23 protein-coding genes are annotated in these 21,198 nt (G+C 64.5%); 17 read left to right on the top strand and 6 right to left on the bottom strand.

All coding sequences use genetic code 11. The annotated features are described in order from the left end of the window. Positions 1–135 precede the first annotated feature (135 nt). Positions 136–831, bottom strand: coding sequence for a helix-turn-helix domain-containing protein (locus ACERI1_RS13400; protein ID WP_373618748.1), 696 nt, complete (start codon positions 829–831; stop codon positions 136–138). A gap of 363 nt (positions 832–1,194) precedes the next feature. Further along, the gene (locus tag ACERI1_RS13395) at positions 1,195–2,118 is read right to left on the bottom strand and encodes an A/G-specific adenine glycosylase (RefSeq protein WP_373618746.1); all 924 of its coding nucleotides are present in this window, start codon (positions 2,116–2,118) and stop codon (positions 1,195–1,197) included. Positions 2,119–2,259: 141 nt separating this feature from the next. Here ACERI1_RS13395 and ACERI1_RS13390 point away from each other — a divergent pair, with 141 nt between their 5' ends. After that, positions 2,260–2,583 (top strand): hypothetical protein, encoded by a 324-nt coding sequence (locus ACERI1_RS13390; protein ID WP_373618744.1) that lies wholly within the window; start codon positions 2,260–2,262, stop codon positions 2,581–2,583. A gap of 176 nt (positions 2,584–2,759) precedes the next feature. Further along, positions 2,760–2,888, top strand: a complete 129-nt coding sequence (locus tag ACERI1_RS13385; RefSeq protein WP_373618743.1) for a hypothetical protein — start codon at positions 2,760–2,762, stop codon at positions 2,886–2,888. Between the two features lie 307 nt (positions 2,889–3,195). Here ACERI1_RS13385 and ACERI1_RS13380 read toward each other — a convergent pair whose 3' ends face one another. Then, positions 3,196–5,100 carry a DHH family phosphoesterase gene (locus ACERI1_RS13380; RefSeq protein ID WP_373618742.1) on the bottom strand — a complete coding sequence of 635 codons (1,905 nt, stop codon included), beginning with the start codon at positions 5,098–5,100 and terminating at the stop codon, positions 3,196–3,198. Positions 5,101–5,224: 124 nt separating this feature from the next. Here ACERI1_RS13380 and ACERI1_RS13375 point away from each other — a divergent pair, with 124 nt between their 5' ends. The 3 genes from ACERI1_RS13375 to ACERI1_RS13365 all read left to right on the top strand — a co-directional run bounded on the left by ACERI1_RS13375 (position 5,225) and on the right by ACERI1_RS13365 (position 6,713). Next, positions 5,225–5,635 (top strand): MaoC/PaaZ C-terminal domain-containing protein, encoded by a 411-nt coding sequence (locus tag ACERI1_RS13375; RefSeq protein ID WP_373618740.1) that lies wholly within the window; start codon positions 5,225–5,227, stop codon positions 5,633–5,635. 87 nt (positions 5,636–5,722) lie between these two features. Further along, complete coding sequence (locus ACERI1_RS13370; protein ID WP_373618738.1) at positions 5,723–6,217, top strand: Mov34/MPN/PAD-1 family protein; 495 nt, start codon at positions 5,723–5,725, stop codon at positions 6,215–6,217. A 64-nt stretch (positions 6,218–6,281) separates the two neighbouring features. Then, positions 6,282–6,713: an adenylyltransferase/cytidyltransferase family protein gene (locus tag ACERI1_RS13365; RefSeq protein WP_373619013.1), complete on the top strand. Its 432-nt coding sequence runs from the start codon at positions 6,282–6,284 to the stop codon at positions 6,711–6,713. A 19-nt stretch (positions 6,714–6,732) separates the two neighbouring features. Here the strand turns inward: ACERI1_RS13365 and ACERI1_RS13360 are convergent, their stop codons facing one another. Beyond that, a complete protein-coding gene (locus ACERI1_RS13360; RefSeq protein ID WP_373618737.1) occupies positions 6,733–6,888 on the bottom strand; it encodes a hypothetical protein in 156 nt (51 codons plus the stop codon). 112 nt (positions 6,889–7,000) lie between these two features. Further along, positions 7,001–8,728 (bottom strand): dihydroxy-acid dehydratase, encoded by a 1,728-nt coding sequence (gene ilvD, locus ACERI1_RS13355; RefSeq protein ID WP_373618735.1) that lies wholly within the window; start codon positions 8,726–8,728, stop codon positions 7,001–7,003. Between the two features lie 211 nt (positions 8,729–8,939). On the opposite strand from ilvD, the gene ACERI1_RS13350 reads away from it, so the two are divergent. The 10 genes from ACERI1_RS13350 to ACERI1_RS13305 all read left to right on the top strand — a co-directional run bounded on the left by ACERI1_RS13350 (position 8,940) and on the right by ACERI1_RS13305 (position 17,307). Next, positions 8,940–9,926 carry a beta-ribofuranosylaminobenzene 5'-phosphate synthase family protein gene (locus ACERI1_RS13350; protein ID WP_373618734.1) on the top strand — a complete coding sequence of 329 codons (987 nt, stop codon included), beginning with the start codon at positions 8,940–8,942 and terminating at the stop codon, positions 9,924–9,926. Positions 9,927–10,171: 245 nt separating this feature from the next. After that, positions 10,172–11,008, top strand: a complete 837-nt coding sequence (locus tag ACERI1_RS13345; protein ID WP_373618732.1) for an RAD55 family ATPase — start codon at positions 10,172–10,174, stop codon at positions 11,006–11,008. Between the two features lie 80 nt (positions 11,009–11,088). Continuing rightward, positions 11,089–11,250 (top strand): hypothetical protein, encoded by a 162-nt coding sequence (locus ACERI1_RS13340; RefSeq protein ID WP_373618730.1) that lies wholly within the window; start codon positions 11,089–11,091, stop codon positions 11,248–11,250. Further along, entirely contained in the window at positions 11,247–11,678 is a 432-nt protein-coding gene (locus ACERI1_RS13335) for a hypothetical protein (RefSeq protein WP_373618728.1), read from the top strand. Before ACERI1_RS13340 ends, ACERI1_RS13335 begins: the two co-directional genes overlap by 4 nt. 54 nt (positions 11,679–11,732) lie before the next feature. Beyond that, complete coding sequence (locus tag ACERI1_RS13330) at positions 11,733–12,062, top strand: transcription factor S (protein WP_373618727.1); 330 nt, start codon at positions 11,733–11,735, stop codon at positions 12,060–12,062. Between the two features lie 113 nt (positions 12,063–12,175). Beyond that, a complete protein-coding gene (locus ACERI1_RS13325) occupies positions 12,176–12,907 on the top strand; it encodes an N-acetyltransferase family protein (RefSeq protein ID WP_373618726.1) in 732 nt (243 codons plus the stop codon). 81 nt (positions 12,908–12,988) lie between these two features. Then, a complete protein-coding gene (dinB, locus tag ACERI1_RS13320; protein ID WP_373618725.1) occupies positions 12,989–14,257 on the top strand; it encodes a DNA polymerase IV in 1,269 nt (422 codons plus the stop codon). Positions 14,258–14,394: 137 nt separating this feature from the next. After that, the gene (locus tag ACERI1_RS13315) at positions 14,395–15,672 is read left to right on the top strand and encodes a DnaJ domain-containing protein (protein ID WP_373618723.1); all 1,278 of its coding nucleotides are present in this window, start codon (positions 14,395–14,397) and stop codon (positions 15,670–15,672) included. A gap of 170 nt (positions 15,673–15,842) precedes the next feature. After that, positions 15,843–16,367, top strand: a complete 525-nt coding sequence (locus tag ACERI1_RS13310) for a multiprotein-bridging factor 1 family protein (protein WP_373618722.1) — start codon at positions 15,843–15,845, stop codon at positions 16,365–16,367. A 70-nt stretch (positions 16,368–16,437) separates the two neighbouring features. Continuing rightward, complete coding sequence (locus ACERI1_RS13305) at positions 16,438–17,307, top strand: alanyl-tRNA editing protein (protein ID WP_373618720.1); 870 nt, start codon at positions 16,438–16,440, stop codon at positions 17,305–17,307. 79 nt (positions 17,308–17,386) lie between these two features. Here the strand turns inward: ACERI1_RS13305 and ACERI1_RS13300 are convergent, their stop codons facing one another. Then, the gene (locus ACERI1_RS13300; protein ID WP_373618718.1) at positions 17,387–18,196 is read right to left on the bottom strand and encodes a high-potential iron-sulfur protein; all 810 of its coding nucleotides are present in this window, start codon (positions 18,194–18,196) and stop codon (positions 17,387–17,389) included. A 175-nt stretch (positions 18,197–18,371) separates the two neighbouring features. Between ACERI1_RS13300 and ACERI1_RS13295 the strand changes: the two genes are divergently transcribed. Further along, complete coding sequence (locus tag ACERI1_RS13295; RefSeq protein WP_373618717.1) at positions 18,372–19,610, top strand: mandelate racemase/muconate lactonizing enzyme family protein; 1,239 nt, start codon at positions 18,372–18,374, stop codon at positions 19,608–19,610. 133 nt (positions 19,611–19,743) lie between these two features. Beyond that, positions 19,744–20,847, top strand: a complete 1,104-nt coding sequence (locus ACERI1_RS13290) for a S1C family serine protease (RefSeq protein ID WP_373618716.1) — start codon at positions 19,744–19,746, stop codon at positions 20,845–20,847. Positions 20,848–21,198 lie beyond the last annotated feature (351 nt).

Raw genomic sequence — 21,198 nt, 5'->3', positions numbered from 1 at the left:
ATGTGTGCTAAATAGCCCGATAGAGTGAAGCTAGTAGAAACCCCCGGCAGTGAGTTCAGCGACGCCGATACACGCTCACGGCAGGCTGCAAGCTTCCGGCCACGTAGACAGTGGCACTGCGAGTCCAAGACAGTGTTACCGGTCGATCTCTATCGGTGCGGTTCGTTCGGACAGTTCGGCGCTGACGAGGGCAGCGTGACTTCGCCGGAGCCGTTCCGACAGCGCCTGATGTGAAATGTCTAGTTCCGCGGCTAACTCTTTGAGCGTTACTCCCCTCGGAACGTCGAAGTAGCCGAGCTCGTGGGCCTTACAGATAGTCTCGTACTGCGTTTCGGTCAGAGGAGTCTGTGCCCGCGCGAGATCGTCGACGCCGCTAATCCGAGTGACGGTGGCCCGAAACTCGTATTGCTCGAGCAACTCGTGACACGCCGACACCGATTCCCGGTCGTGAAAGAGCAACTTCACCACCCACCGCCCGTCGGCACCACGTGCCGTCAGGATCGCGCCGTCGTTCTCGGTGACGATCTGTTCGAACAGTTTCACGCCGTCTCCAAACTCGAGTCGGAACAGCCAGCGATCGTTCTGGCTCGTGACTGCACTCTCGTCCGTCGCGGAGCGCTTATCGTCGGCGACGCTCGCAACGACTTCGACCGAAGGGTCGTCCTCGAGCGCTTGCTTGACTGTCTCGTGATCCGGCCCGTTCGTCCAGACGAGCGGTGCCGACCCACCGATCATCCCACCAACCTGAAACTCGAACGTCGACACTCGATCGAACGTCCGGGCGAAGCCGAGCCGCGCAGCCGGAATCTCGAGTTCGACGACTGTGGTCATCACCGAAGCCCACCACGGTGACGTATAGACGGATTTGGTTTCCGGTAGCCTTTCCCGCCACCCAATTCCAACGACTGTCATGTTTGCGTGACTCTTCGCCGGATTCATTCAGCACTTCTGGGGGGCCTTCGGCGGCAGCCGACAGTTGTCACTCAGCAATAGTGTGTCTCTGGCTGCTAAATCATACGCAACCAATCATTTCCGAGGGCAGTGAGCGGACCGTGATTTATCAACCGTTCTCACTTCCTGTAAGTACCGGTTACTTACAAGTAGCCCCGTATCCTTGATCAGAACAGCCAACGAAAAAATTGGCTGACAGGGAATACAGGCTGTGCGGCGTTTCTTCTCGCTACCTGTGACGGCTTACCGGCGGAGCCGCGCGACGAGGCTGGCCTCATCGCGGTCGAGTTCGACGAGTCCATCCGACTCGAGATCAGTGAGCAGCCCCTCGAGCCACTCGCGACCGTACTCGCCGTTTGGTGTGTAGTCGACGCGAACCCGATGCCCGAGTGTATCGAGCTCGAGTTCGTCGTACTCTCGCAGCGTGGCGATCACGCGACCGCGGAACTGCCGGCGGCTTCCCTCGAAACTCGGCTGGGTGGGAACGTCGGGTGCGGTGAAATCGCCGCTGGCGTAGGCACCACACCACTCGCGCCACGGACAGCCAGCCTCGTCACAGCGCGGTGTCCCCTCGCAGGCGACGCCACCCAGTTCCATGACGGCGTTGTTCCAGACCCGCGAACGGTCGGTTGGCATGAGGTCGTTGGCGGCTTCTTCGAAAGCCGTGTCGTCGTCCGGCACGTCGAAGGCCCGATAGAGCACGCGTTTGACGTTCGTATCGACGACCGCGTCGCCGTTGTTGAACGCGAAACTCGCGACCGCGTTGGCGGTGTATGGCCCGACACCCATCAACTCCTGCAGTTCGTCGGGCGTTTCGGGGAACTCGCCATCATACTCAGTTTCGACCTGCTGGGCGGCTTCGTGGAGGTATTTCGCCCGATTGTTGTACCCGAGGCTGTGGCCCGTCCAGAAGCCGACGACATCCGCGCGGTCGGCATCGGCCAGATCGGCAGTCGTCGGCCAGCGCTCGAGGAAAGCGTTCCAGGCCTCGACGACGCGACCGAGTTGGGTCTGCTGGCTCATCACCTCGCTGACGAGGATCGCGTAGGGATCGTCGGTCTGTCGCCACGGAAAGTCGCGATGGTCGGCCTCGTACCACGCGATTAGCGCCTCGCGAACGGCCTCGAGATCGTCGGGAACCCCCCACTCTTGGGCCTCTGCTGTCATCGGCGGGAGTTGGACTGTCGGCTGTAAGTGGGTGTCGCACTTCGTCGGCGGGGTCGCCACCTGCGCCTGCCCGCCGAGCGCGACCGTCCGCCGTCGTCGCGACTGGAAAGGCCTATCCGGCCCGCTCGAGTCCCCTCCCGTATGAGTCTCGATGACCTGACCGACGACGTGACGGACTCGTATTCGGACATTGGCGACGAACTGGCCGTCTCGCTCGACCGCGAGACGCGAAACGAACTCGCCTTGCTCGAGACGGCCCTCGAGCCCGAGGAGACTGACGAACTCGTCCGCCGGGCGATCCACATGCTCTTTCAGTCGACCGTCGACACCGGCAAACTCGATTTCCAGCTGCGGACGGCCTACGACGTGACCTACGACGAATACCTCTCGGGGATGACCTTCGAGGAGATGACCGGCGCAGACCAGTATCCGTCGATGGACGACGAGCGCCGCTACCAGTTCTGACGTCAGTTCGGCCCGCCGATCGTCACACGGTTGACGGCTGCCTACCGCCGACCACGGATGGGGACACTGTCACCGATGTGCACGGATTTCCGCTCTCGAGGTGTGTTCTAGGCCTACAATACACTTTCATTCTCAGAATGAACGGGCTTATTAACGCTCGCTTCGTCGGCTCATACATGGCAATCGCACAGCGTTCACCTGACGCCGAATACCACTGCCCCAACTGCTCGAGCGAGCTCTCGGCCCGTTACGAGTCGCTCGTCTGTGCCGACTGTGGCTACATGCCGCGCCAGGGCGCTGACTAACGCGAGCACTGGCCCCTCGAGAACTGACTACGCATCATACTGACTCCCGGCAGTAGTGCCGGCACCTGTATCAGCCTCCAATCGTCCCTCGATTTTTGCCTTCCGTGTCCAGCCGCTGCTCGACAGCCACGTTTCCTTCCACTGGACGGCTGACGTGTAGCGTTTGACCTCAGAGGCCGAGTGTCATCGGCGTCGCTCCCGTCGCAGCCGGGCTATTTCGGATAGATACCCATCAGCTCCGTGAAACCTGTGGCTGTCTGACTGTCGGACGGGCGCGTCGAAAAGCAGGCGTAGAACGGTGTGTACGTCAGTCGTCGATCGGGGCCGCACTCGAGAGCGCTTCGTCGATGTCTGCCTCGGCCATCTTTTCGACCAAGGCGTCGATGACTTCCTCGCGCTTGCCGGAGACGAACTTGATCGAACCGACGACGAGGTGGCCGCCGCCGGAGACGCCGCCGCCCGCGATCTCGGCCTCGAGTTCCGAGACCATGTTGGGGATGTCGAGGCGGACGCCGTCACTGCGGAGCACGGCGAAGTCTGGGCCGTATCCGACCGTGATCACCGGGTCACCGGTCTCCTCGATCTTGCGGTCGTGGATCTCGCCGGTGGTCTTGCCCGGTGCGGGGTAGGTAAACCGGTGGGCGTAGTTCTCGACGTCGATCCGGTAGAGGTGTGCGCCGTTATCGAGCGTCTCGTGCTCGAGATGGGGCATCGCGGCCTCGAGCTGTTCGTCGACTTCTTCGCGACCGCGCTCGGCGAAGAACTCGACCAGTTCGCGGTGGCGCGCTTCGTCATCGCTGGCGATCTGGAGCAGGTCTTCGATCAGCTGGTCGCCGGAGTTATATCGGAGCCAGAACGCGGCGTAGTCGAGCGCCTCGCTGACGTCCTGGAGACGATCCTCGTCGTAGCCTTCTTCGGCAGCGAGCTCGAGGTAGTCGTCCATCGCGTCGGCCTTCGAGCGGTCCGAGATGCCGGCGACGGCGGGAATGTGACGAAGTTCGTCGGTGAGATCGGGGTAGATCATCCGCGCGAGTTCGACACAGAGCATGCCCGTCGTGATCCGGTAGTCCTCGTCGTGGAGGTAGGGATTGACGTGGGCGTCGAGCAGGTCCTCGACGGCATCGGGGTCGGGGTGGTGGTGGTCGACGACCGCGATCGGGATGTCGTAGTGGGCCAGCGTCTCGTAGGCCGGGACGTCCTCTGCCGTCGAGCCGTTGTCCAGCATCAACAGAAGGGGGAGTTGCTGGCCGTGTTTCTCGCGGTCCTCGAGCGCGAAGTTCAGGTCACGCGTCGCGTCTTCCATCTCGTAGAACGGCGCTTTCGCGGGCAGGCGCTTGATGAGGTGGCGCGGTGCGTCCTCGTCTTCGTGGACGTCGGCGATAAAGCGCTCGAGAGCGATCTGGACGGGGACGGCGGCGCACATCCCGTCGCCGTCGGCGTGGTGTCGCACGCGGATGGGGCGGCCCTCCAGCACTGTCCGGCGGAGCAGCCGGGCGACTTCTTCGAGATTGGGGCGCAGTTTCTCGAACGCTGGCCAGTCGATCAGTGGGGCGACCTCATGGGGTTCGGCGCGGGCTTCGAGGGCGTCCTCGAGCCGTTCGCGAGCCTCGGCGGCGTCCTCGCCCTCAAGTTTCGAGAGGCCGTCGACCTCGATCTGGACCGAGTCCTCGCGGTGTTCCGGCGCGCCGGTGACGCGAACGACGTCGCCGATCTCGATGGCGGGGTAGGCACGAACGCCGGCCTCCTCGAAGGCAGCACAGGGCACGACGCCGTTCTCGTCGGCGACGTGGAAGATCGTCGGGCCGCCGGTCTGTTTGACCTGTGTGACCTCGCCCTCGAGGTGGATCTGTTCGCCGAGGTTGTCCTCGAGGCGGTGGGTGCCGGTCAGCGAGTAGTCGTGGCCGACTTCTTCGACCGAGTAGTCGTCGATATCGACGGGTTCGAAGGCCATATCGCCGTTCTCACGGACGCTCTCGAGTTCGACGACGAGTTCGTCGCCGACGGCGTAGGTGCCCTCGAGGACGGACTCGTGGACGAGCCCGGAGACGGAATCGGAGAGATCGACGAAGACGCCGTAGTCGACGATACCGTTGATTTCGGCGAGATAGGGACGGTCTTGCTCGACATCTTCGGCGGTACAGTCAGGAGCGAGATCGTAGACGACGGAATCCCCGTCGTCTGCGCCGGGTTCCCCGGCGGAGTCACGTGTCATCTTGATCTGCTGGTTGGAGGCGGTCGCGTATAACCCTTGTCAAGAAGGGATGGCACCTCGAGTCGCCGGTCTCGAGGTCGCAGTGAACAGTAGCTACAAGAGCACCCATCGGCACTATCCGTGCATGGATGTGTCACACCCGCCCGAAGCGGGCGACGAGTACACGTTCGAACGGACCTTCGATCACGAGGACGTTCGCGAGTTCGGCGAACTCTCGGGCGACCAGCAGCCGATCCACACCGAGCCCGACGAACTGGGTCGGCTGACCGTTCAGGGGCTGCTCACCGCGACGCTGCCGACGAAGATCGGCGGCGACCTCCGCTATCTCGCACGGAGCATGACCTTCGAGTTCGTCCAGCCAGTCTACACTGGCGACCGGATCTCCTGTACGGTGCGTCTCGAGTCGGTGACCGAACATGACGGCTACTACGACGTGGAGAGTTCGGCGGTCTGCACCGACGAAGACGACGAGGTGGTGCTACGCGGCGAGATCGACGGGCTCATTTCGATGAACGCCGCCCCCGATGGGGGATAGCCCACACGGTTTGTCTTGGGCCAGCGAACGGGATCGGGAGCCAGCGGCATCGGAACGTTTAGCACTCGCAAAGCCCCAGGGAGTGACATGGGGCTGTTCGATTCGCTGTTTCGCTCGAGCGAGATCCTCGGCATTGCCGAGGAAACCCTCGAGTTCGCCCTCGAGTCCTCCGAGGAAACCCATCCAAACGAGTACATGGGGTTTCTCCGGGGGACCGAGGCGGCCCGTCTGGACCTCGATCGCGACGGTCTGGTTATCACGGACATCCTCGTGGTGCCGGGCACTGAGACCAACAGCGTCAGCGCGACGGTCAAGACGAACCAGATTCCAAACGACGTGAAGGCACTGGGAAGCATTCATTCCCATCCCAACGGCGTGATCAGCCCGAGTAACGCGGACCTGGACACGTTCGGTCGGGGCAGCGTCCACGTCATCATCGGCGCGCCCTACCGCCGAACGGACTGGAAAGCCTTCGACTCCCAGGGCAGCCCGACCCAGTTGAACGTCCTCGACGTCGAGTTGCCAGAGACCGAGGACTTCTTCGATTTCACGCAGGCGGATATCGACGAGGAACTGCGATGATGAGATCTTGTATGCTCGAGACGATGCCATCCCGACCGACGACGGAACCGAGCGTGAGACAGTCATGACGCGGACGGTTATCGCACAGGGGACCTTCGACATCCTCCACCCTGGCCACGTCCACTATCTGGAGGAGGCTGCCGCGATGGGCGACGAACTGTACGTCATCGTCGCCCGCAAGGCAAACGTCGACCACAAGGCGAAACCCATCTGTCCCGCGACACAGCGACGCGATGTCGTCGACGCACTCGAGGCCGTCGACGAGGCAATCCTTGGCCACGAAGAAGACATCTTCGTCCCGATCGAGGAACTCGATCCCGACGTGATCGCACTCGGTCACGACCAGCACCACGACGACGAGGCGATTCGCTCGGAACTCGAGCGCCGCGGCATCGACTGCGAGGTTCGCAGGGCAAGCCCCGGCGAGCCGACCGACGGCGACCAGCTGCTCTCGACGCGACTGATCATCGACCGAATTCTCGAGCGGCGCGGATAAGCTCGGGTTGCGGACGGTGTCAATTCTCGAGGACGACCGGCGGCGGCAACCGGAGCGACTCGACGGTGTGTCCCGTCTCGACGAAGTGCTCGATCGCCTTCTCGGAGACCTCTTTTTCCGTGTAACCGTCAGCAGTACTGCAGTGCCAGCCACACTCGAGGCAGTATTTGCACATCTGTGTATCTAGCTGGTAATCGTTCACAACGGCGGGAAAGACCCGTGCAGGAAATGGAAGGGGAACGGCTTCGACCGGCACCCGCGGCATCGAGGGCACTCGAGCGTCGCGCTTAGTCGTCTTTGACGCCGGGGTTGGTCACGGCACCGTTTTCCGCCGATCCGAAGTCACGGCCGAACTTCGCCAAGACGCCGGTCTCGTAGTTGGGATCGGGCTGGTCCCACTCCTCGCGGCGCGCCTCGAGTTCCTCGTCCGTGAGATCGACCTCGAGCGTGCGGTCTTCGATGTCGATGGTGATCACGTCACCGTCCTCGATGAGGCCGATCGGGCCGCCGGCGAACGCCTCGGGGGCGACGTGGCCGATCGAGAACCCGCGCGTCGCACCGGAGAAGCGACCGTCGGTGATGAGCGCGACGTCCTCGGCGTGGCCCTGGCCGGCGACCGCGCTTGTGACGCCCAGCATCTCGCGCATACCGGGCCCGCCCTGTGGCCCTTCGTTGCGGATGGCGATCACGTCGCCGGTTTCGACGTGTCCCTCTTGGACGTACTGCATGGCGTTTTCCTCGTCTTCGAAGACGCGGACGGGGCCTTCGTGGTGGAGGTCGTCGTCGCCAGTCACCTTGAGGACGGAGCCGCCGGGTGCGAGGTTGCCGGTCAGGATGCGGATGGCACCCTGCTCGTCTTTGGGCTCGTCGACGGTGTAGAGGAACTCGGCGTCGAGCTCGTCGATCGACGGCGGGTCGAGGCGCTCGAGTTCCTCGCCGATCGTGTTGCCCGTGACGGTCAGCGCGTCGCCGTGGAGCAGGTCGGCCTCGTAGAGGGCATTCAGGACGACCGGGACGCCACCGACTTCGTGGAGGTCCTGCATCACCCGCGTGCCGCCGGGCTGGAGGTTGGCGATCTTGGGGGTGCGCTGGCTGACCTCGTCGAACTCCTCGATCTCGAGGTCGATGCCGGCTTCAGCGGCCATCGCCAGCAGGTGGAGGACGGCGTTGGTCGAGCCGCCGATGGCGACCTGCAGCGCGATGGCGTTCTCGAAGGACTCCTTGGTGAGGAAGTCGGAGGGCTTGCGCTGTGCTTCGACGACCTCGACGGCCAGTTCGCCGGCCTCGCGGGCGACGTCGTAGCGCGACTCGGCCTCGGCGGGCGGGCTGGCGCTGCCCAGCGGGGCAAAGCCGAGTGCCTCCGAGATCGAGGCCATCGTGTTGGCGGTGAACATCCCACCACACGAGCCCGCGCCGGGACAGGCGTGGCGCTCCATCTCGTCGAGTTCTTCGTTGGACATCTCGCCGTCGGCGACGGCCCCGACGCCCTCGAAGACGTTCTGGACGGTGACCTCGCGGCCCTCGTGTTCGCCGGGCATGATCGAGCCACCGTAGAGGAAGACACTGGGGAGGTCCGTCCGGATCGAGGCCATCATCATTCCGGGCATGTTCTTGTCACAGCCGCCGATGGTGACCAGCCCGTCCATGCGCTCGCCAAAGGAGACCAGTTCGACGGAGTCGGCGATCATCTCGCGGGAGATCAGCGAGGCTTTCATCCCTTCTGTCCCCATCGAGATCGCGTCCGAGATCGTGATCGTCCCGAACTCGATGGGCATCCCGCCGGCCTCGTCGATCCCGTCGAGCGCGGACTCGGCGACGTCGTCCAGGTGGACGTTACACGGCGTGATGTCCGCTGCCGGGTTCGGCACGCCGATCATCGGCGCACCGAAGTCCTCGTCGTCGAATCCCATCGCACGGAACATCGCGCGGTGTGGGGCCTTCTCTGCGCCCTCGGTCACCTCGCGGCTCCGCAATGCCTCGTCTTTGCCATAGTCGAACTCGCTATCGCCGCTCATAGTCAGACCTTACGTTGAAAGGGCATAAGTCACCCCTTCTCGGTCAGCCCTTCCCGGGACAGCGGTTCTACCGAACGCGTTCGGATCGAGACCCGGGAATGTCGTTCGGTTCGCCTTCCCGAACTGTCCCGCTGGCGAGCCGTCGTCAGTCGTTGCCACCGTCGAAACCCCCTTCCCGGGGGCCTCCATAGCCGGGAGCAAGATACCGATCATGACGACCGCGACCGTCAGCGTGGGCGCACGACTCCACGTTGGCTTCCAGAACCTCTCGCTCGCCCGCGAGCGTCTCTACGGCGGCATCGGCGTCGGCCTCGAGGAGCCGCGGGTGACCGTCATCGCCGAACCGGCCGCCGACATCGCGACCGACGATCCGCTGGTCGACAGATACGCACGCCGAGCCGCGGACGTGCTCTCCGTTCCCGGCGTCGCGGTCACGCTCGAGGAATCGCTGCCCCGCCACGTCGGCTTAGGCAGCGGCACCCAGCTGGCGCTGACCGTGTTGACGGCGACGGCGCGGGCCCACGGCCTCGAGCCACGTGTCCGCGAACACGCCCCGGCGATGGGGCGGGGCGGTCGCAGCGGCGTCGGCGTCGCGACCTTCGAGGAGGGGGGGTTCGTCGTCGACGCCGGCCACCCGACGAACCGGTTTACCACCGAGCCACCGGCCGAAGGCGACTGGACGGTCCCGCCGGTCGTCGCCCGCCACGACCTGCCCAAAGAGTGGCGATTCCTCGTCGTCGTTCCCGACGCCGACCCCGGTCGCAGCGGCGACGACGAGGATGCGAGTATGCGCGCGGTCGTCGAACGCGCCGATCCCGCCGTCGCCGACGAGATCGCCTGCGTCGTCATCCGGAAACTACTGCCAGCCGCCGCCGCGGGCCGGCTCGAGGCCTTCGGCGAGGCGATCGCGGAAATCGGTCGCAAGAACGGCGTCTGGTACGCCGACGCGCAGGGCGGTGTCTTTCGGCCGCCTGCGGGCGCGCTCGTCGAATCGCTCGAGAGCTGTCCGGTGCTGTCGGGCGTCGGCCAGTCGTCGTGGGGGCCCGTCGTCTACGGCGTCACCGACGTTGCCCACGCCGCGGAAGCCGAGGCCGCGGCGCGAGACGCACTCGCCGAGCGCGGGCTCGAGGGACGAGTAATTCTCACAGAAGCGGCACGAACCGGGGCTCGCGTTCGGACGGACGACGAACAGCGATAGTCGCAGATAGCGGAGCAGTAGTAGAGTGGTGCATCCGCGAGCGAAGCCGTGCCCGACGCACCGCGAACAGTCGAGCGGCCAAAGGCCGTGAGACAGGCTGAGCGAGCGGGCCGACAGCCGACCTGTAAGGGAGAGAGGAGGTTTTTGAGCAACCTTTTACCGAGGGACACAGCGCCTCGCTTGCGATGTCCCTTGGTAAAACGTTGGCCCACAATTGGTAAGCCGATCCGACCGAACGAACCCGTATGGAGCGGATGCCGCTTGGAATCTCGCGGCTCGACCGGATCATCGGCGGTGGCGCACCCGTGGGGAGCGTCGTCTTGCTCGCCGGTGAATCCGGAGCCGGCGCACGCGAGTTCTGTTACACCAGCGCCGCGATGAACGGCCTCGTCGAAACCGACGCCGACCTGTTCGACCTCTACTACGGCGACCTCGAGCCGGAAGTGACGGTCCCTGACGCCGTCCACTACGTCTCGTTTACGGACGAACGACGCGCCATCGTCGACGAGATGGAAGTCGTCATGGACGAGGACCTGGTCCGGTCGGGGGTGGACGACGTCTCCTTCGTCGAACTCGCCGAGGAGTACTTCCAACTGACGCCGGTCCCGACCGACTGGTACGCCGACGGGATGGCCGACATCACCGAACTCGGCACGCATAACGAGCGCACCGACGTCCTCGAAGCGCTGGGTGACTACCTGACCGAACACGCGACGGGTAACCTCGTCGTGATCGACTCGCTGACCGACCTCATCGCGCTGGCCGACGATCGACTCGATCTCTCGGATCTGACCGTCCTGTTGAAAGGGCTCAAACGGGCGTCACACCGCTGGGGCGGCGTGATCTTGTTGCTGATCAACTCGGACCCCCTCGAGCCGACCGATCTGGGGCGGCTCAAGGAGGCGACCGACGGCACGCTGCTGTTCGAGTGGGAGTCCGGAGGCTCCGAGCGGTCCCGAACGCTCGTCGTCGAGCAGTTTCGCGGCGTGCTCTCCCGACTTGAGGACGAGAACATCGTCCGGTTCGAGACCGAGATCCACGACGGTGGCTTCGACATCAGCAACGTTCGAAAGATTCGATAGCGCTGAAGCGCCGGATGCGGACAGCGATCGGAGCCCCGCTGGCACAAATGCTTATCCGACTGATGTTCCTACGAGAACGCATGTCGGGCCAGAACTACGACGAGGGTGGTGTCTCGTTTGCATTGCCAGCCACGGTCGACGACCGGCTGGCCGTCACGATCACCGCCGCTACATCCGCAGGCCGCACTGACGCTTGCGAAAGCGTCGCGGGGCCGACAGCGTTCAGAGGCGACGATCGATGACCGACACCTCGAGTCACGACGATGACGAAGACCCAGCCAACGCGGACGGAACGGAACTCACCCACGACGAAACCGAGGCCCTGATCGACGAGACCGAAGCGGACCCGAGCGATCGACCGACGCCGCATGACGATTCGTTCGACCGAAACGATGGTGACGAACTCGACGCCGACCAACTCTGGGCGCAACTCGAGACCGACGATCCCGACGCGACCGAGACCGAGATTCCAGACCGGTCGGGCGATCGCGAGATCCGCGAGGTCGAGAAGGGGTCGTACTGCCACGGCTGTGAACACTTCGCGGACCCACCCGCTCTCGCGTGTACCCGCGATGGGTCCGAGATCCTCGCGGTTCCGTCGATGACGACGTTTCGGGTTGCAGATTGTCCGTTCGTCCTCGAGGACGAAGCACTCGAGCGCCCGGACTAACACGGATCGAACGAAGTGGTGCGTTTTTGCGTGCCGAGTCCGTAGTCGACCGATATGCAATTCTGCGACGACTGCGGCTCGATGATGAAAGCCCAGGGCGACCGCATGGTCTGTACGAACGACGACTGTGGGGCCTCGAGCGAACGGGATCGCGAGCAGGAAGACGCGTTCGTCACGACCGAGTCACAGACCGACGATGACGTGATCGAATCCGACGAGAACGCGAACTTCGAGGGCAAACCGAAGGCGACCGACGTGATCTGCGACGAGTGTGGCAACGAGGAGGCGTGGTACACCCTCAAGCAGACCGCCTCGGCAGACGAGCCGCCGACGCGGTTTTTCAAGTGTACTGAGTGCGGGAAGAAGTGGCGCGGCTATAATTAACACCGCGTTTTCGGCGGCTGCGGCGACTGGGACACTAGCGGATCGCTCGACGACTAGTTAGGTATGTGGTATCAATACACAAGGAATAAGCAGTGGCTCTCCATACAGTGCGTATGGACGCGATAGATCGGCCGACGTTTGCGTCTGACGCCAGCAGGCGAATCTACGAGTACGTCGAACGACACGGGACTGTTGAACGGCACAAGCTTCGGGATGTCGTCTCGCTCCCGACCGAGGAGTTTCAGGACCGGCTCGAGGAGCTGAAAACGGACGGCTACCTCGAAGAGGACGGTGGGACGCTCCGGATCGCACTCGAGTTCGGGGCCATCGAAAAGCACGACCTGGGCGAGTTCACCGTCACCGTCCGGCCAGCGCGCCAGCAGGATTTCGACGGTCTCATCGAGACCATCCGGGACGTCACCGCAGAGGAGACCTACGTCGTCGCCGAGACGATCGCCGAGCAGCTCCTGTACGACGACACCGTCAGCAGACACAACGCAGTGGAGTCCCGGGTATTCTTCGTCGCGACCGTCGACGGCGATGTCGTCGGCTGGACTCACCTCGATCTCCACCAGGTCGATCCGGTTCGCGAAGTCGCCCAGCAGACCGTCGGCGTCCGCAAAGCCTACCGGGGACATGGCATCGGGAGCACGCTCTTACAGCGGGGAATCGAGTGGGCCGAAGCCAACGGCTACCGCAAAGTCTACAACAGCGTGCCGGTCGTCAACGACGGCGCGCTCGAGTTCCTGACCGCACACGGGTGGAACACCGAGGCGATCCGCAAGGATCACTACACGATCGACGACGAGTACGTCGACGAAGTGATGATGGCCTACGAGGTGTAGTCGCCACCGTCGTGAACGGCCCCGTCCCCTCCATTGGGGCGCAACGTTCACGTCTGTTCGCACGAACCGACGGGTAGACGAATGTCCGATGGCCCGCGGTTGCCGGGCGTCGAACGCGAGGACGACGAGGATCGCATCGTCTGTCACGTCGACGCCGACTGTTTCTATGCTTCCTGTGAGCGACTGCGCGACCCCGAGTTGCGCGGCGAGCCCCTCGTCGTCGGCATGGGCTACGAGGCCGGCGAGACCGTCGGCGCGGTCGCGACCGCCAGCTACGAGGCCCGCGAGTTCGGCGTCGAGAGCGCCCAGGCCATCTCGACGGCCCTCGAGCGGCTTCCCAGGCGCGCGGCGTACGAAGCTGGCGACCTTGACGACCTCGAGCGTGCGGATACCGGCTACTACCGACCCGTGGACATGGACTACTACGAGTCGGTCGCGGTCGACGTCCGCGAGATTCTCCACGACTGTGCCGACGTGGTCCGCGAGGTCAGCATCGACGAGGCCTACCTCGACGTGACCGACCGCACGGCCTGGGAGGTCGCGGACGGCTTCGCCCGTCACATCAAAGACCGCATCCGCCGCGAGGTCGGCGTCACCGTCAGCGTCGGCGTCGCCCCGACGATGAGCGCGGCCAAGATCGCCAGCGACTTCGACAAACCCGACGGGTTGACCGTCGTCGAGCCCGGCGAGGTCCGTGACTTTCTGGCCCCGCTCGAGGTCGATCTCCTCCACGGCGTCGGTCCCGTAACTGCCCGCGAGCTTCGGGAGATGGGCCTCGAGACGGCTGGCGACGTCGCTGCGACCGAGCCGGTGCCGCTGGTCGAGCGCTTCGGCGAGCGGGGCCGGGAGTTGTACGACCGCGCCCGCGGCGAGGACGACCGCCGCGTCGAGCCGAAAGGCGATCCCAAGAGCTTTTCCCGGGAGTCGGCGTTCGCCGAGCCGGTCACGGAGCCGAGTCCGAAGTACGAGCAGATCGAGACCCTCGCGGCGGCCGTCGCGGATCGCGCTCAGCGAGAAGGCGCGCTCTACCGGACGATCGGCGTCAAAGCCGTCACGCCGCCGTACGATATCAACACACGCGAGCGATCGCTGCCCGGGCCGGTCGACGACCCGGACCTCGTCGACCGCATCGCTCGCGACCTTTTTACCGAGTTCGAGACCGCACCCGTCCGCAAACTCGGCGTTCGCGTGGCGAACCTCGAGTTCGCGGCTACCGATCAGGCCAGCCTCGAGAGCTGGGAGCGAAGCGGGGACGCCTCAGGGTCCGATTCTGCTGGCGAGTCGCCCGCCGAGAAGCCAGCCAGTGACGATCGCTCGGTCGGGCAGTCGTCGCTGACCGATTTCTCATGAGGAAGCCGCTTCCGACGGCTGACACAGCCACAGCGACAGCCGACTGACGAGTGGCAAGAATCCGAACCGAAAAGAACATTGAAATTATAACCCCTCCCCAACAATCACGGTACAGACGACATCGTCTCCACGCTCATATGACAGAGGACTTCTACGACCTTCTCGAGATCCCTCCCGACGCCTCCCAGGACGAAATCAAAGACGCCTATCGCGAGCAGGTCCGGGTCTATCATCCCGACCTGAACGACGACGACCGCGCACAGGCCCAGTTCACCGCGGTCAAAACCGCCTACGATATTCTCGGCGATCCAGTCGAACGACAGGCCTACGACCGACTCGGTCACAAAGACTACGTCGCCAAACGGACCAGTGGCCTGCCCTCGCCCGACGTCTGGAAAAGCGACGATGGAGACGACGAGGAGACCGACGACACGGAACTGAGCTATTCTGAATCGGAGACGAAAGCGACCTCCCAAGCGACAGCCGGCTCGAGTACGGCGGGTCGCTCGTCGACGACGACCAGCGCTGGTGGCACGGGGTCGGCGACAGGAACGGCGTCTGCCGGGACCGCAAGCGGGGCCTCGAGCGCAACGGGAACGCAAACCGGAACAGGGGCCGCCGGTGGGAACAACACGGAGACGGACGGGCGGACGGCGAACGCCGCAAGCGGGACGGCTCGGGGAACGGGTCGCTCGAGCGAGACGGACACGCAGACCGGGTCACGACCGGAGACGACGACCGGCAACCCCGTCACTCGCTGGTGGCGTCGGCAGAACTTCTCGCTGCCACTGCTCTGGCTCTCGCTGTTCGTCTACGTCGGTGGCCTCGCACACTTCGCGCTCGCGAACGAATCGGCGCTTGCATCGCTCTGGGCCGACGTACGCGCCGCCGGGACTGATCCGGCTGGCGTCTGGTCGCTGCTCTCGGAGAGTCGCCATGGACTCGAGACGACCGTGGTGTTCGTCCAGAGCGTCGAACTCGTGGCGCCACCGCTGGAACTGACCCGGTGGTATGCCGCGTTAGCGGGCGTGGTCGCGCTCGCACTGGGTTCCCTGCTCGTGGCGCGTCTCGTCCGGCGGGAGAATACCTGGGGGGCAGTGACGATCGACGAGACGATCGTCGTCGCGCTCGCGCTTGGGGCGACGACGACGCTGGTTGGCGGGCCACTGCTCGCGGGAGCGGTCCTCATGCCGCTGCTGTTCGGCGTGATCGTTCGCCACACGCGGCGGCTGCCCGGCTGGACGCCGTCGTATCTGTACGTCGTGCCCGTCCTCGCCCCAGCAGCCGGGTTCGTCGCTGCCACAGCGGGCGCGGCTACGCTGCCAGTCGACCTCGCTGCGTTCGTCCTCGTCCCGCTGTTCGGTGGGCTCGCGCTACCGATGCGAGCGACCATCCGGAAACACGTCGGTCGCTGAGATGGGGTGCTGTCATTCTGTCCCGTCCCCTGCGACAGACTGCGGATGCACCGACACTGACTCTCAGCAGTCCGTCTGAATTCGCGGCCTCGAGCGACGCTCGCGGGTCGATACCGCCGGGCAGCCCCCTGTACCGAACGGTTAAAATGCGACAGGGGTCAATGTGTCGCATGGCCAAATATTCGACCGGTTCGTCCGGCGGCGGTGGCGGGACGAACTGCGAACTCTGTGGTGCCGAGAGCGACTCGCTTCGGCTCGCGTCGGTCGCGGGAGCCGAACTCGAGGTCTGTCCGGACTGTGCACCACACGACGATTCGCAGACCCACGAGCGGGACCGAACTCGAAGCGAAGGGGACGCACACGGCGGCTCGACCGACGAGCCAAGCCGCACGCAGAAGGCAGCCCAGAACGTCGCGAAAGCGAACCCGGTCTGGGACGGCGACTCCGAACACTGGGAAAGTGAGGGCACGAACTACGACGACGATCCGCTCCCGTATCTCGTCTCGAACTACGGCGAAGCCGTCGTCGAGGCCCGCCGGGACGCCGGCCTCCAGCGCGAGGAACTCGCTGCGGAACTCGGCGCACCGGAGACGGACATTCTCGCCGTCGAACAGGGTCGTGCGACCCAGGCTGGCATCGGCGGCGGCCTGATCGACGCCCTCGAGGAGCGACTCGACGTGACGCTGTCCGAGTAAGTACCTCTTTTCGGATTCGGTGACAGTCACCTCGGGCAGACTTTTAACGGCAGCCGACAGACTGTGACCGATGACCGGGCAACGGGCGGCAGCGGAGCCGTATGCCACGCGGTTCGAGACGGAAGTGACATCTATCGACGGTCGGCGCGTCTGGCTCGAGCGCAGTCACTTCTACGGTGCGAGCAGCGGCCAGCCGGCCGATCGCGGGACGATCGCCGACATCGACATCGCCGATGTCGAACTGGTCGGTGGTGAGCCGGTTCACGTGCTGGCTACGGAGCCGTCGTTTCGGGTGGGTCACCGCGTGCTGTGTTCGGTCGACTGGGCGTTTCGGATGTACTGCATGCGGGCCCACACCGCCAGTCACATCCTCGCGGGGGCCGCACGCCGGCGGCTCGCGGACTGTTCGTACACTGGCCTCGAGATCGGCCCGGAGACGGTCCACGTCGACCTCGAGACGGACGCGACCGTCGACGACGAGACGCTGATCGAACTCGACGGGACGGTCAACCACGTGATCTGGGAGTCCCGACCGGTTTCGTGGGACGACATGCCGATCGCGGCGGCACGCGAGCGCGACGAGATCGCGTTCGACGCCGAGGCCGACGAGGGTGCCATCGAAAAGGGCCGGGTTCGCGTCGTCACGATCGAACAAGAGACCGACACGCAGAACAAAACCCGCCTGTCCGGACCGACCGGGCCGGCGAACCCGTGGGACGTGACGGTCTGTGGTGGCACTCACGTCCGGAACACCCGTGAAATCGGCCCCGTCACCGTGCTCGGCTGCTCGCGTCCGGTCGAGGGCGTGATCCGGATCGAGTTCGCCGTCGGCCCGCAGGCGATCAGCCGTCGACTCGCCGAGAAGCGAGCCGCATTCGCCGCGACGTCGGCACTAGACGTCGATCTCGAGGGGGTTAGCGACGAACTCGAGCGCGTGTGAGTGCTGCTGGAATGTCGGTCCTGATCCCGGATTGCTCGAGGGGAGAGTCACTCGAACCGGCTGTGGCCGGTCGTCACGGTCAGCCCTCTTCACTAATGTGTTCCCAGAGGTTACACCAGTCTTCGACTGCGACGTAGCCTTCGACTTTCGCACAGGCACCCCATGTGTCCCCGTTCTGATCGGGAATGAACTCCGCACAGTTCCCACAGGACTGGCCAGGGGGTGTGACTTCCTCTGCGATCGCCTCGACGGACTCCATCAGGTTCACGTCCGCTTGCGTCTGCAGGTCATCGGGGTTCCGTTCCTCATCAGCCTGTGAGGTCGCCGTTCGGTACTCGTCCGGAACCGCAGCCGTGGCCAATTCGTCTTCGGATAGCCCGTCTGGAACCGCCGGTTCGGGCAGTTCCTCGTAGATCGTACACCAATCCGCGCCGTCGATGTAGCCTTCGACCTCCGCGCAGGCACCGAACGTGTCGCCGTTCTTGTCGGGGATGTAGTCGGCACAGTTTGCACAGCACATGCCCGGCTCGTGTGCCGAGTATTCATCGGCCTCGTCGTACTCCGAGAAGCCAACATCCGCTTTCGCGGTCAGGTCGTCGGGATCTCGTTCTTCGTCACCGAGCGACAGCGCCGTTCGGTATTCTTCCGGCACCGGGCCGCGTTCGAACTCCTCTTCTGAGACGCCTTCTGGGAGCTCTTCCTCGGCTTCCGAATCTGCCTCTCCGTTTTCGTCTGTCCCGCCCTCACCGCTATCACCATTGCCCGTGTCATCGACGCATCCGCTCAACCACACGATTCCTGCGGTGCTGCCAGCAGTGGCAGCGAGATACGCCCGCCGATTCCACTCATCGATGTCGTCAGGCCGCCCAGGTGCGTTATCACCCACCATGGTGATTCTATCTCTCCTGCGAGCATAAATGACAAGGGTACACACATCCGATTGTGACCTTCCGGTCGGCGTGTACCCCGTGTTTCCCAGCAGTAGTTCACTGCTCGGCCACGTGTGGGTCACCTTGCTCACGGAGGGTGGAAACTATTACTATCTTAGGAGTGAACGCCAACCCATGGGCATCGACTACTCACAGCTCCACGACCCGAACGCCGAGTACACGATGCGGGACCTCTCGAGCGAGACGATGGGGGTCACGCGCGAACGCGGCGAGGGGCGGGATGTCGAGATCACCGACGTGCAGACGACGATGGTCGACGGCAACTTCCCATGGACGCTCGTGCGGATCTACACCGACGCGGGGATCACCGGCACTGGCGAGGCCTACTGGGGTGCCGGCGCGCCGGAACTGATCGAGCGGATGAAAGCCTTCTTGCAGGGAGAGAACCCGCTAGACATCGACCGGCTGACCGAACATCTCGTCCAGAAGATGTCTGGCGAGGGCTCGATTGGCGGCGTCACGGTGACGGCGATTTCGGGCATCGAGGTCGCGCTGCACGATCTAGCCGGGAAGATCCTCGAGACGCCAGCCTATCAGCTGCTCGGGGGCAAGTACCGCGACGAGGTGCGGGTCTACTGCGACTGTCACACCGAGGAGGAAGCCGATCCGATCGCCTGCGCTGACGAAGCCGAGCGCGTCGTCGAGGAACTGGGCTACGACGCGCTGAAGTTCGACCTCGACGTGCCAAGCGGCCACGAGAAGGACCGCGCGAACCGTCACCTTCGACCCGCCGAGATCGAACACAAGGCCTCGATCGTCGAGGCAGTTACCGAACGCGTCGGCCACCGGGCCGACGTAGCCTTCGACTGCCATTGGACGTTTTCGGCTGGCAGCGCCAAACGGCTCGCGAAGCGCTTAGAGGAGTACGATGTCTGGTGGCTCGAGGACCCGGTGCCCCCCGAGAACCACGATGTCCAGCGGGAAGTCACCCAGTCGACGACGACCCCGATCACTGTCGGCGAGAACGTGTATCGAACCCACGGCCAGCGGCGACTGCTCGAGGAGCAGGCCATCGACATCATCGCGCCGGATATGCCCAAGGTCGGCGGGATGCGCGAGACCCGGAAGATCGCCGACCTGGCGGACCTCTACTACGTTCCCGTCGCGATGCACAACGTCGCCTCACCGGTCGCGACGGTCGCAAGCGCCCACGTCGGCGCGGCGATCTCGAACGCGTTGGCAGTCGAGTATCACTCCTACGAACTCGGCTGGTGGGAGGACTTGGTCGAGGAGGCTGTCATCGAGGACGGCTATATCGAAGTGCCAGAAGCGCCCGGGCTGGGCGTCACGCTCGATATGGACGCCGTCGAGGCGCACATGGTCGACGGCGAGGACCTCTTCGACGAGGCATAGGAGGCATAGGAGGCATAGCGCCTCGTGGCGAGCGCTGACTGACTGCCCTCGCGACGGTTCGACACCGGTCGAACGCCGATCAGGTGAGTGTGCTGGTTGCCCTTTTATGCTGTTCGTCGGGGTCGCTATGGCCATGTCTTCGGATCACCCAACCCGCAGACGAGCGCTGCGGATGATCGGAGCGACCGTCGCAGTCGGTGGGATCGGACTCGGCTCGAGCGTCGCACAGAACGGACAGGACGGCGAAGACGGGTCGAGCGGCGAGGGCGACGACGGCGTCGACAGTCCGTACACGGCGGTGTATCGCGACACCATTGACTCGGTCGTCCTGGTTACCGTCACCGGTCCACGCGGCAGTGGCGGTCTCGGATCGGGGTTCGTCATCGACGAGCAACACGTCGTGACCAACAACCACGTCGTCGAGACAGCGAGCGACGATGGCGTCGAGATTCAGTATAGCAACGAAGAGTGGCGAACCGCGTCGATCGTCGGCACCGATCTGTACAGCGATCTCGCAGTCCTGCGCGTCGAGAACATGCCCGATGTGGCGTCCGGCCTTCCGGTCGTTGACCGTGAACCCACAATCGGACAGGAGGTGCTCGCCCTCGGCAATCCGCTCGGGCTCGACGCCTCGGTCTCGCAGGGAATCATCAGCGGCGTCGATCGGGTGTTGCCCAGTCCGTCGGGGTTCTCGATTCCGGCCGCGATCCAGACCGACGCGTCGGTCAACCCCGGCAACAGCGGTGGCCCGCTAGTGGGCCTCGAGGGCGACGTGTACGGAATCGTCTCGTCTGGCGTCGGCCAGACACTCGCCTTTGCCATCTCCCCGCGACTCGCCAATCGCGTCATCCCGGCGCTCATCGAGGACGGCACGTACGAGCACCCCTACATGGGTGTCGCCGTCCAGCCCGTCGGCCCGGAGATCGCCGACGCGATCGGCCTCGAGGAAGCGACCGGCGTCCTCGTCACGGAGGTCGTCCCGAACTCGCCCGCCGACGGCGTCCTCCAGTCGGCGACAGTCGATAGCCCTGACAGCGGCGACGTGATCGTCGCCATCGATGGCCAGCAGATTCAGAACCAGGCACAGCTGTTGTCGACTCTCGCACTCGAGACCGCGCCGGGTGACACGGTCGAACTCACGGTCGTGCGGTCGGGTGACGAGCAGTCGGTCGAAGTGACGCTCGAGTCACGGCCAGAATCGCAACTGCCACAGACGCCGATCGAGCCCGGGCCGTGAGTCGATTCACGCGAACCGACCGCGGTCAGCTGGCAGAATCGTGGCTCTCTCGGCTGGTGTCTGTGTTGTGTCGTTGACGGTCGATCGCGTCGTGTCCTCGGGGATGTCACAGCGACGGCGAGGCGGTGTGACCGCTGGCACGCGAGTTCGAGGAGTAGGGAGTGAGGTTGCCCACACTCAGGCCCGGTATCACGTTAGCGTACCCTTTTGATGATCCACCGCGTACTGTGATTCATGTTACCACGCCAATCCAGAGGCGAAAAGACCCGCGACCAGCGGGTGTCTGCAGAACTCTCGCGGCTGAAACGACAACTAGCGAAGACCGAAGCCGAACAACGACGGCTGCGAAAT

It is taken from the genome of Natrinema sp. HArc-T2, from assembly GCF_041821085.1.
GTDB lineage: Archaea > Halobacteriota > Halobacteria > Halobacteriales > Natrialbaceae > Natrinema.
This window is presented reverse-complemented; position numbering and strand designations above follow the sequence as displayed.